Annotated in this window: 13 protein-coding genes; 8 read left to right on the forward strand and 5 right to left on the reverse strand. The window is 45.1% G+C overall.

Going from position 1 to position 9,766, the window contains the following annotated elements; all coding sequences use genetic code 11:
• Positions 1–206 precede the first annotated feature (206 nt).
• Together QUB61_RS18175 and QUB61_RS18180 are read left to right on the forward strand one after the other, a co-directional pair.
• Complete coding sequence (locus tag QUB61_RS18175; protein ID WP_333127422.1) at positions 207–404, forward strand: heavy-metal-associated domain-containing protein; 198 nt, start codon at positions 207–209, stop codon at positions 402–404.
• Positions 373–600: a hypothetical protein gene (locus tag QUB61_RS18180; protein ID WP_333127423.1), complete on the forward strand. Its 228-nt coding sequence runs from the start codon at positions 373–375 to the stop codon at positions 598–600. The genes QUB61_RS18175 and QUB61_RS18180 overlap by 32 nt, the downstream gene beginning before the upstream one ends.
• A gap of 261 nt (positions 601–861) precedes the next feature.
• Here QUB61_RS18180 and QUB61_RS18185 read toward each other — a convergent pair whose 3' ends face one another.
• Positions 862–1,272: a metalloregulator ArsR/SmtB family transcription factor gene (locus QUB61_RS18185; protein ID WP_333127508.1), complete on the reverse strand. Its 411-nt coding sequence runs from the start codon at positions 1,270–1,272 to the stop codon at positions 862–864.
• Between the two features lie 145 nt (positions 1,273–1,417).
• On the opposite strand from QUB61_RS18185, the gene QUB61_RS18190 reads away from it, so the two are divergent.
• Both QUB61_RS18190 and QUB61_RS18195 read left to right on the forward strand, forming a co-directional pair.
• Complete coding sequence (locus QUB61_RS18190) at positions 1,418–1,585, forward strand: metallothionein (protein WP_333127425.1); 168 nt, start codon at positions 1,418–1,420, stop codon at positions 1,583–1,585.
• A gap of 304 nt (positions 1,586–1,889) precedes the next feature.
• A complete protein-coding gene (locus QUB61_RS18195) occupies positions 1,890–2,150 on the forward strand; it encodes a DUF7219 family protein (RefSeq protein WP_333127427.1) in 261 nt (86 codons plus the stop codon).
• A gap of 149 nt (positions 2,151–2,299) precedes the next feature.
• Here the strand turns inward: QUB61_RS18195 and QUB61_RS18200 are convergent, their stop codons facing one another.
• On the reverse strand, positions 2,300–3,376 hold the full coding sequence (locus QUB61_RS18200; RefSeq protein ID WP_333127429.1) for a metal ABC transporter solute-binding protein, Zn/Mn family: 1,077 nt from the start codon (positions 3,374–3,376) through the stop codon (positions 2,300–2,302).
• Positions 3,377–3,466: 90 nt separating this feature from the next.
• On the opposite strand from QUB61_RS18200, the gene QUB61_RS18205 reads away from it, so the two are divergent.
• Positions 3,467–4,186: a metal ABC transporter ATP-binding protein gene (locus QUB61_RS18205; RefSeq protein WP_333127431.1), complete on the forward strand. Its 720-nt coding sequence runs from the start codon at positions 3,467–3,469 to the stop codon at positions 4,184–4,186.
• A 130-nt stretch (positions 4,187–4,316) separates the two neighbouring features.
• The gene (locus QUB61_RS18210; protein ID WP_333127433.1) at positions 4,317–5,153 is read left to right on the forward strand and encodes a metal ABC transporter permease; all 837 of its coding nucleotides are present in this window, start codon (positions 4,317–4,319) and stop codon (positions 5,151–5,153) included.
• 76 nt (positions 5,154–5,229) lie between these two features.
• Here QUB61_RS18210 and QUB61_RS18215 read toward each other — a convergent pair whose 3' ends face one another.
• Complete coding sequence (locus tag QUB61_RS18215; protein ID WP_333127435.1) at positions 5,230–6,327, reverse strand: WD40 repeat domain-containing protein; 1,098 nt, start codon at positions 6,325–6,327, stop codon at positions 5,230–5,232.
• 191 nt (positions 6,328–6,518) lie between these two features.
• Positions 6,519–7,490: a GTP-binding protein gene (locus tag QUB61_RS18220; RefSeq protein WP_333127439.1), complete on the reverse strand. Its 972-nt coding sequence runs from the start codon at positions 7,488–7,490 to the stop codon at positions 6,519–6,521.
• A gap of 195 nt (positions 7,491–7,685) precedes the next feature.
• Here QUB61_RS18220 and QUB61_RS18225 point away from each other — a divergent pair, with 195 nt between their 5' ends.
• Both QUB61_RS18225 and QUB61_RS18230 read left to right on the forward strand, forming a co-directional pair.
• Positions 7,686–8,009 carry a hypothetical protein gene (locus QUB61_RS18225; protein ID WP_333127441.1) on the forward strand — a complete coding sequence of 108 codons (324 nt, stop codon included), beginning with the start codon at positions 7,686–7,688 and terminating at the stop codon, positions 8,007–8,009.
• A complete protein-coding gene (locus QUB61_RS18230) occupies positions 8,006–8,392 on the forward strand; it encodes an aspartyl protease (protein ID WP_333127443.1) in 387 nt (128 codons plus the stop codon). Before QUB61_RS18225 ends, QUB61_RS18230 begins: the two co-directional genes overlap by 4 nt.
• Before the next feature lie 49 nt (positions 8,393–8,441).
• On the opposite strand, the gene cobW is transcribed toward QUB61_RS18230, so the two are convergent.
• A complete protein-coding gene (cobW, locus tag QUB61_RS18235; protein ID WP_333127445.1) occupies positions 8,442–9,470 on the reverse strand; it encodes a cobalamin biosynthesis protein CobW in 1,029 nt (342 codons plus the stop codon).
• Positions 9,471–9,766: the final 296 nt, after the last annotated feature.

Below are 9,766 nucleotides of genomic sequence, written 5' to 3' on the forward strand. Positions count from 1 at the left end.
TTCCACAAAAGATAAATTTTCTTGTGGAACAGGCATCTTGCCTGTTCATAAAAGGTTAATTGACAATGGTGCAACATCTAAGTTTTAACCGAATTGAGCTTTGAGGCAGGGGTTTAAACCCCTGCCGAAATCGGGAAAAGCGCGTGTTTCACGAATTTAGATTAAAATAAAAAATAATACTGTTATCTACGAAAATTTGCTTAATTATGGCAATACTACTTAACGTTCCTTCGATCGTCTGCTCTGGCTGCGCTGATACAATTACCAAAGCTATCAAAACTGTTGACTCCGGTGCTACTGTGAATGTGGATGTCGCAGCTAAGACTGTTACAGTAGAAGCTCAAGCTTCTGAAGAGTCAATTTCACAGGCGGTTGTTGCTACGGGCCACACCGTCCAAGATTGATATCGAGTTTACAGCAGGCAGCCAGAAACCGGGTTTGATGGGCGAGAATACTTCGTTACAGCCTGTAGATACGGCAAAAAACCCGGTTGTGAAGGTTGACATCAACTCCGCTAGCATCGTCGGGCGTCAAATCGAATCAACAGTCAATACTCAACTACCCCGTCAGTTTTTCGACCCCGACTTCAACAGTCATTAGTCATTAGTCATCAGTCATCAGTCATCAGTCATTAGTCATCAGTCAACAGTCATCAGTCATCAGTCAACAGTCAACAGTCAACAGTCATCAGTCAACAGTCAACAGTCAACAATAATTCCACATTCCCCGACTCCCGACTCCCGACTCCCGACTCCCCATCCCGAACGGTGCAACCGGAATTGATATGACACCAAGAGAGGCCGGGTTCACCAATATCTTCGAGGCGAACGATATTAGTCAACCCGCCCCACGCCCAAAAGCTTATTCTGCTTCGTCTAAGTGTTCGGCCACGGCTTGGTAAAGTTCCAAAACGTGTCGATCGAGTAAACTATAAAAAACTTGTCTCCCAACCTTGCGGTAGCTTACCAACCGCATCGCCCGCAATGCCCGCAACTGGTGCGATACTGCTGATTCGCTCATCCTCAACGCTGCTGCCAAGTCGCACACGCACAGTTCTTGTTTTGCCAAAACCGACAGCAGCCGCAGGCGGTTCGCATCTCCCAAAAGACTGAAAAACTCTGCCATCCGCTGGGCTTTTGCGGTGTTGAGAACTTGTGTTTGAATGTCCCCGGCCCGCGAACAGTCAACTAGGTGCGAGGGCTCGCACGTTGGTGTATCGTTTACTTCGCGAGGCTGACTTATCGCTCCATTAACAGCAGAGTTTGGTGACATCTTTTCCAGGCTGGTTTTAATTCTCATTTTCATTTTAGTGCGATCGGCAAACCTTTTGTTACAAAACTTTTACATACCCTTGACTCATATCTGAATATGTGTTCATATATAAGTATGCACAAACAAACCCACAAGGAAAACTAAAATGACTACCGTCACCCAAATGAAATGCGCCTGTCCTTCTTGCCTCTGCATTGTCAACCTCAGTGACGCCATTGAAAAAGAGGGCAAAACATACTGTTCCAGTGCTTGTGCTGACGGCCACCCCAACGGCAGCGGCTGCGGCCACACCGGCTGCGAGTGCAGCAAGTAAATATTCGGCTTCAGAAAAGGTTAATCCACAACTCTGAAATCTATCTAAAGGGAGATGCGAGTAGCGCATTTCCCAATTATTATTCTATTTTTAGGTTAAAGAAAGGTTAAAAAAAAGCTAATTTAAGGTTAAAACTGCATTAATAGAGTAAGTAAAGAAGACTAAATACAGAAGACTAAGTACAATTGCTACTTGCGGAATACAATAGAAGTAAGTTGTGTCGCGATACTAAGTACGAATAGTGCTATTAACAGCAGAGACCGCAGCAAAAGTTGAAAACCAAAAGTTTAATTAGGAGGGGGCAATGAATGAGCGGGAAGATTTTTTACATCCTCGCAATCGTTACTACGGTGATTTCACACCAGAAAACTTGGCGTTTAATGCCAACTTGCAGGAATTTGCTCAGAAAATAACTTATATTTGCTCGCTGGAAACAGGGGGGAAAATTAGCGCTGAGAAAGCCTATAAAGATATTAAGGTGCTTTGGAAAAACTTAAAATCCTCTAAGAAGCAATTGGGAATTGGCCAAAAACCCCCCAGTAGCGATGAAGGAAATTCACCTTAAATCACAATAAATAACAATCTTGTAGGGGCGGGTTCACCAACATCTGCAACTCACCTCCAGAGTATTTGTAAACCCGCCCCGACTCCACCAAAAATACTTTTGAGTTTTAAGTTAAAGTGTAAGGTGCGCCGAAAAACACCCTAGGAAGTCTATGGTTTAGGAGTTGGTGTTGCTTCTGTTGCAAAAGGAGTACAATTGCCGCCGAGGCCAGAAGTAATGGCGCAAGTATTAGTTTTCAGCATTCCCTGATATGTATCAGCACCGGTGCCGGGGCCGCCCAACTCGTCGCTGTAAAGTTCCTTCTCCGAAATTTCGACATTTGCCTCCCTCGCCACAGTCTCGATCAACTTCGGATTAGTTGTAGTTTCAGCAAAAATTGTCGGCACTCCTGCAGTCTTAATTTCTGAAGATAATTCGGCAATTCTTGCTGCTGTGGGCTGTTCCTCTGTCGTCACACCTTGCAAAGCGACCGCATTCTCCAAACCGTAAGCATCGGCATAGTAAGTCAGAGCATCGTGAGTTGTTACTAACTTGCGTTTTTGGGCAGGAATAGTTGCAATTTGAGCTTTGATCCAAGTATCTATTTTTTGCAGCTCATCTGTTAAGCTTGCTGCATTTTTGGTATAAAGTTGAGCATTGCTGGGGGAAACTTCGATCAATTCATCCCGAATTGTTTCTACCATGCGCAGGCCATTTTGAGGGTTATGCCAAACGTGAGGGTCAGGGACTTTTTCGCCTTCTGCGTGGGGTTGGTTTTGGGCTTTCTCTTCGCCGTGTTCGTCCTCGTGTTCGCCCATCAGCGGTTTGGGAACGGCGAGTTCGTGTACCGCGATTTTGGGTGCGGGATTACTGCTGGATTGAATTAACTTAATGATGCTGGGTTCGTGGTTGTAGCCGCCGTATAAAATCAGATTTGCTGTTTCAATCGCTTTGCGGTCTTCCGGCTTAGTTTGATAGGCGTGGGGGTCGTCTCCCGGCTGCAGCAGACAGGTGGTGTCGATCGAACTTTGAGCGATTTCCTTAGTTATGTCGCAGATAACGCCAGTCGTGGTCACGACTTTGGGCAAGTTGGCGGCCCGACTGGCTTGAGTTTGAGTTGCGGCGGGACTCTCTGGCCCCCGATTGGTTGCGTTCTGTCCTCCACTGCACCCAACCAGCCCGCAGCCAATTGCCAAAACAGTTGCACCGCACAATCGACCGGTTTTTCTTTGTATCTTCTTTAACATTTTCACCTTTGGAACGATAATCGTTATTGCTTTTTCGAGTTATCCTATTCTAGTAGCTACGAACAAGAATCGTTCTCAAAATCTCGAAATATGTTAGAAGTGCAAGACTTAGCTGTCAATTATCGAGGAATTTCGGCCCTCAACAGCGTGAATTTCCAGTTAGATCCCGGGCAATTAACCGGCGTGTTCGGTCCCAACGGCGCGGGGAAAAGCACGATGGTGAAAGCGATGCTGGGATTGATCCCCACCTGTCGCGGTTTAGTGAAATATCAGGGGCGGCTGCTGAAGGAACAGTTGTCGCGGGTGGCTTATGTGCCGCAGCGATCGCAAATTGACTGGGATTATCCGATTACGGTGTGGAATGCGGTGATGATGGCGCGAACCGTTCAGACTGGTTGGTGTCGCAGTTTCTCGAAGCAGTCGCAAGAATTGGTGAAAGCTGCTTTACGGAGGGTGGGAATGTGGGATTTGCGCGATCGGCAAATTGGCGAACTTTCCGGCGGACAGCAGCAGCGGATTTTCTTAGCAAGGTCGATCGCCCAACAAGCCGATTTATTCTTCTTCGACGAACCTTTTAACGCGATCGACAAAGCAACCGAAGAAATTATTTTCGATATTTTTGCCGAACTCAAAGCCGAAAATAAAACCTTGCTAGTAATCAGCCACGATTTAGGCGAAACTTTAAAACAGTACGACAATTTATTATTGCTAAATAAGCAGTTAATTGCAACTGGTTCCTGCCGGGAAGTGCTCACAGCCGCTAATATTCAAAAAGCCTATGGATACGATTTAAGTTTACTTGCTGCGTGAGGTAAAAAAATATCTTTAACCGCAGATGAACACAAATAAACGCAGATAATTATCTTATATCTGCGTGTATCTGCGTCTATCTGCCTGTATCTGCGGTTAAAACAATAAGATTATTGAGGTAAGTAATTAAATGTTAAATCTACTAATTGATCCGCTCAACTTCGAGTTCATGCGAAATGCGATCGCCGTCGGCGTTTTGCTAGGAATTCTCTGCGCCGTTGTCGGCTCCTATTTAATTGTACAGCAAATGGGAATGATGGTAGACATGATTGCCCATTCGGTATTAGCAGGATTGCCGGTGGCTTTTTCTTTAGGTTTCAATATTTCGATCGGCGCGTTTATATCGGGAATTATCAGCGCGGTAATAATGACCTGGATTAAATCGCAATCGCGCCTAAAAATTGATGCAGTTATGGCATTAATCTTGTCTACATTTTTAGCAATTAGCATCACGCTGATTAGCCTATTGCGGACAACCAAATTAGACTTAGACGGGTTTTTGTTTGGAAATATATTATCAGTTGCACCGACGGACGTGCAGCAGACTTTTGTCATTACTTTGATTATTTTGGCGACGGTTAAACTCCTTTACAAAGAACTGCTATTCTATACTTTTGACCCCCAGGGGGCGCAAGCGTGCGGTTTGCCTGTAAACTGGATTTATTTGGGGATGATTTCGGCGATTACCCTGACGATTGTTGCGAGTTTGCAAACTGTGGGGGCGCTGTTAGTAATTTCGCTATTAATCGGGCCGGGAATGACGGCGTATTTGTTGGTAAAAGAGCTACATTTAATGATGGGATTAGGCTCACTTATTGGGATTACAGCTAGCGTGACTGGTATGTATCTCAGCTATTATTGGAATATGCCGTCTGGTGCGGCAATTGTATTAGTTGTTTTTGGGTTATTTTTAGTAGCTTTGCTGTTGAGTCCCAGTCAAGGGATTTTGACAAGAAAGAGAGGATAACAGTCCTGGACGCACAGCCTCTATCTGTTGTGCATTTTTTACGCTTACTTACGCAAAAAGTAATTTGACGCCCTACTTATAACAGCTTGCTGGGCCCGAACTCTTTGCCGCCCAGAGATTTTGACCAAACAAGCAATTCGCCTCCACAACCGCCGGCCGCGAGAAACTGGCCTTCGGGATGCCATGCGAGACAGGAAAAACCGCCCTCTGCACCTTCTAGAATTTGCAGCAATTGTTCTGCTTCGTACCACAAACAAAGTTGACCGTCTGCGGCTGCGGAAGCTAATAAAAATGTGGTAGGTTGAAAGGCGATCGCATTTACCACATTTTCATGCACTTCTAACGCCCAACCTTCCCAACCGACTTCTTCATCAGCGTCTCTTTCCCAGACCGAAATGCCTTGAGAACTCGAAGCAGCTAACAAAGGTGCACCCAAAGAATTAGTTTTATCCGACCAAGCTAACTCCCGAACTTTCCCCGGAAAACCCTGCATTACCCACGGTTGAGAACTGCCCCATTCATTAACAATTAGGGTGTTGTCCATATTGCCGCAAGCTAAATATTCCCCTGACGGCGACCAAGAAATTGCACCTGTTGCAGACGGTACTGACAAGACGTGCGGGTTTTCGTCCCAATCTTCGCCGTTCCAAACTTTGACGCCTTGATAGCCGCTAACTGCCAGATATTTAAGAACAGGATGCCATGCTAAATCGAGGATAGATGATGAGTCGAAATTCAGCGTTACTTCAACAACATTATCATCAGCATTCCAGACTTGAACGCAGCGGCCCATACTGAAAGCTAACTGATTGCAGTGGGGACTCCAAGCTAACTTGTCAACCCAGACGCGCTGGTTATCCAAATCAGCAATTAATTCGCCCGAATCGGCGCGCCAAATTTGCACTTTTCCGTCTTGTCCGCCAGCAGCTAGAAGTTGACTGTCGGAGGAAAAAGACAAGCAATCGGCGGATTTACCCGTGGCAGTTTGTAGCGGTTGCAAGGACAATTCATTAACTGCCCCTACTTTCGCCAGCATCACTTCACCTGCAGCGGAACAGACTGCTAAAGTTTTGCCGTCCGGCGACCAAGTAACAGCCGTTATGTAGTCAGACAGCATTGCTTCGGCGTGAAATTCCAGGGTTTGTTTACTTTTATTTGTGTTTTTGTTACCCATATTTATTGAATCTGAGATTTGGCACTATTCTTAAGAACGGGCAAGATGCCCGTTCCACAAGAGATGAATTTTATGCTTGTGGAACAGGCCGGAAAGCCTGTTCCGTTCCACAAGAGATGAATTTTCTTGTTGTGGAACAGGCCGGAAAGCCTGTTCATAAAAAGCTTATTAAAAATGCTTCAAGATGTCAGCTAAACCAGACATTTACGGAAATCCTCTCGCAATTGATTTTCGTTTAAGTTGCGACCAATGAATACGAGTTCATTTTTCGGAGTTTCGGTAGCTTTCCAAGGTCGATCCGGCCGGCCGTCGAACACCATGTGTACTCCTTGGAAAACAAATCGCTTGTTGTCTCCGGCGATATTCAAAATGCCTTTGGTCCGAAAGATATTCGGGCCTTGAGTTCGCAACAATTCCTCAATCCAATCGCTAAATTTGTTGCGGTCAATGGCGCCGGCTTCTACTATTGCTACTGAGGTAACAGTTTCGTCGTGTTCGTGAGTGTGTTCCCCCAAAAAGTCTGGTTCTATTTCTAATGCCCGGTTCAAATCAAATGCTTTAACGCCCAACAAAGCATCCATTTGTAATTCAGCATTGCGGGTACGGTAAATTTTTGCCATTGCATTCATGGCGCGAATTCGCTTTTCTAATTCTGCCAATTCTTCATCAGTCACTAAATCAGTTTTGTTGAGCAAAACTACATCTGCAAATGCAATTTGTTCTTGAGCTTCGTCGGCGTCCCAGTGCTGCCAGATGTGCTTGGCATCGACTACCGTGACAACTGCATCTAGCAGTAACGTGTCCCGCATATCTTCGTCTACAAAAAATGTCTGAATTACGGGCGCGGGGTCGGCTAAACCTGTGGTTTCGATGACTATGTGGTCGAATTTGTCGCGCCGCTTCATTAAGTTACCGATAATCCGGATTAAATCGCCTCGGACTGTACAGCAAATACAGCCGTTGTTCATCTCGAAAATTTCTTCATCGGCATCAATTATCAGTTGGTTGTCGATGCCTACTTCGCCGAATTCGTTGACTATCACTGCAACTTTTTTGCCGTGTTCCTCTGTTAAAATCCGGTTGAGTAGCGTAGTTTTGCCTGCACCGAGATAGCCCGTGAGAACGGTAACAGGAACTGATTCGATCGCCCCAGCACTCACCATACTTGACCTCGATTATTGTACAATGATAACCATTATCGCTATTCTATACCAGACAGGCTGCTAGTAGCAAGAATATTACAAAATGTTAATAAATTGTTCCCTGGAGGTTTTCCGGTCGGATTCGGTCAAAAATAGACAAAATCATAATTGTTGGGTTATCATAAATCAATCTATAAATTTAATTGAAAAAACACCATGACTCCGCTATCTTCCAAGCGAAAAGCGCTGCGCGGTAGAATTTTTCCCGAACAAACTATACCACCCGAAGAATTAGCAAGGCGCCAAGCACAAAGAACTAAACTCGGTTTGCGCTGTCGAGAAATATTTGAGCGACTTCGCCCGGAACTGATCGGCGAGTATTACAATTGGTTTATTGCGATCGAGCCGGACAGTGGAGAGTATGTAATTGACAGGAAATTTCTCGGAATCATTGAAAAAGTTAAAGAACAATATAGCGATGGAGATGTGAGGCTAACAATATTTTGCCTCAATGAAAGAGGGACCTGCGGTCGGATATGATATCAGGAAGGTTTGGGGAAAACGGAGAGTTGTTTTTTGAGATAGAATTGATTGCTTCTAATGGCGAGGTTTTTCCTGTGGAAGTGATTCTAGACACTGCTTTTACCACAGGTTTTATAGCAATGAATTCTCAAGACTTAGATGCTTTAGATTGGTCTTTAATTGCCCCGCAAATCGAGATGCAGACAGCGCGGGGAGAAGGTTTTTTTGATATCTATGAAGCTTGGGTGATTATTGACGGTCAAGAGTCGATCGTTCCCGTTCATGTTGGAGAGGATATCCCGGAGATTTTAATCGGCTCCCAATGGTTAGATAGGATGCAGTTAGTTGTTAATAAACCGCTCGGGATTTTGACGTTAGAAATAGTATCGAGTGCAGAATGATTGAAGAACGATCGCCTTTTTTCCAAAAAAAGCGATCGCCCGCATTCAACTACAAGAATGACTGTATTTTAGTAGAGTCGAGTTCCCGACCGATCAGCACTAATTTTGTTTGGCGGAGTTCGGAAGGTTGCCAAAGGCGATCGTAGAAATATTCTATGCGCGAGCCCACACCTTGCAACACCATCCTCATCGGTTTCTTGGGAACCGCCACAAACCCTTTAATCCGATAGATTTCCTCCTGCTGCATCAAGGATTGCAGTTTTTTCACCAAAGCTTCAGGTTCAAATTCGCGATCGGCAATAAAGTAAGTCGAGTTAATATCATCATCGTGTTCGTGTTCCTCCTCAGCATCGTGGTGACTCGGGCGAGACTCCAAATCATCCTCAACCGCAGCATTAAATCCCAATAGCACATCAGGGTTAATTTCGCCAGCTTTGCAGGGAACAATTTTCACACTCGGACGCAACTCTTGTTGCAACCAGCTTTGGACTTTCTGGTGAGTTTCAGCATCTACGCGATCGACCTTCGTTAAAAGTACCATATCGGCACAGGCTAACTGGTCTTCAAACAATTCCTCGATCGGAGTTTCGTGATCTAAACTAGAATCAGCCTGCCGCTGTGCCATCAAAGCATCGATATCACCGACAAAAGAACCGCTAGCAATAGCTTCGCAATCGACAACAGCAACCACACCGTCCACAGTAGCACCGGTGCGAATTTCCGGCCAGCGAAAAGCTTGAATTAAAGGTTTAGGAAGTGCGAGGCCCGAAGTCTCAATTAAGATACAATCAATTTGTTCTCTGCGCTTCAACAATTCCTGCATAGTCGGCAAGAATTCCTCTTGAACAGTGCAGCAAAGACAACCATTTGTTAGTTCAACAATATTGCTGTTAACATTTTCTTCTTCGTCGCAAACTTGGCAATCGCGCAGCAGTTCTCCGTCAATTCCGATTTCGCCAAATTCGTTAACCAGAACAGCAATTCGGCGACCTTGATTATTTTGCAATAAGTGGCGAATTAAGGTAGTTTTGCCGCTACCGAGAAAACCAGTAATGACAGTAACAGGAATTTTGTGCATTGATAATTTTGTTTGTGCTTATTTGGTAATGGGATATATTGTTCCCAGGCTCTGCCTGGGAATGCTAATCTAGAGGCTCTGCCTCGCTGGAATAAAGGAGCGCTTTTAATACAAGGCTCTGCCTCGCTGGAATAAAGGAGCGCTTTTGATGACAGTAACAGGAATTTTGTGCATTGATAATTTTGTGCTTATTTGGTGATGGGATATATCTCGTTCCCCGGCTCTGCCTGGGAATGCTAATCTAGAGGCTCTGCCTCGCTGGAATAAAGGAGCGCTTTTAATACAAGGCTCTGCCT

The sequence above is a fragment of the Microcoleus sp. C2D2 genome (assembly GCF_036702495.1).
Classification (GTDB): domain Bacteria; phylum Cyanobacteriota; class Cyanobacteriia; order Cyanobacteriales; family Microcoleaceae; genus Microcoleus.

What these genes read in the sequence shown, in the direction of transcription:
- QUB61_RS18200 (WP_333127429.1), bottom strand. Translation starts at nt 3,376, where the DNA reads ATGTTAAAGAAGATACAAAGAAAAACCGGTCGATTGTGCGGTGCAACT.
- QUB61_RS18215 (WP_333127435.1), bottom strand. Translation starts at nt 6,327, where the DNA reads ATGGGTAACAAAAACACAAATAAAAGTAAACAAACCCTGGAATTTCAC.
- QUB61_RS18175 (WP_333127422.1), top strand. Translation starts at nt 207, where the DNA reads ATGGCAATACTACTTAACGTTCCTTCGATCGTCTGCTCTGGCTGCGCT.
- QUB61_RS18225 (WP_333127441.1), top strand. Translation starts at nt 7,686, where the DNA reads ATGACTCCGCTATCTTCCAAGCGAAAAGCGCTGCGCGGTAGAATTTTT.
- QUB61_RS18185 (WP_333127508.1), bottom strand. Translation starts at nt 1,272, where the DNA reads ATGTCACCAAACTCTGCTGTTAATGGAGCGATAAGTCAGCCTCGCGAA.
- QUB61_RS18205 (WP_333127431.1), top strand. Translation starts at nt 3,467, where the DNA reads ATGTTAGAAGTGCAAGACTTAGCTGTCAATTATCGAGGAATTTCGGCC.
- QUB61_RS18190 (WP_333127425.1), top strand. Translation starts at nt 1,418, where the DNA reads ATGACTACCGTCACCCAAATGAAATGCGCCTGTCCTTCTTGCCTCTGC.
- cobW (WP_333127445.1), bottom strand. Translation starts at nt 9,470, where the DNA reads ATGCACAAAATTCCTGTTACTGTCATTACTGGTTTTCTCGGTAGCGGC.
- QUB61_RS18230 (WP_333127443.1), top strand. Translation starts at nt 8,006, where the DNA reads ATGATATCAGGAAGGTTTGGGGAAAACGGAGAGTTGTTTTTTGAGATA.
- QUB61_RS18220 (WP_333127439.1), bottom strand. Translation starts at nt 7,490, where the DNA reads ATGGTGAGTGCTGGGGCGATCGAATCAGTTCCTGTTACCGTTCTCACG.
- QUB61_RS18195 (WP_333127427.1), top strand. Translation starts at nt 1,890, where the DNA reads ATGAATGAGCGGGAAGATTTTTTACATCCTCGCAATCGTTACTACGGT.
- QUB61_RS18210 (WP_333127433.1), top strand. Translation starts at nt 4,317, where the DNA reads ATGTTAAATCTACTAATTGATCCGCTCAACTTCGAGTTCATGCGAAAT.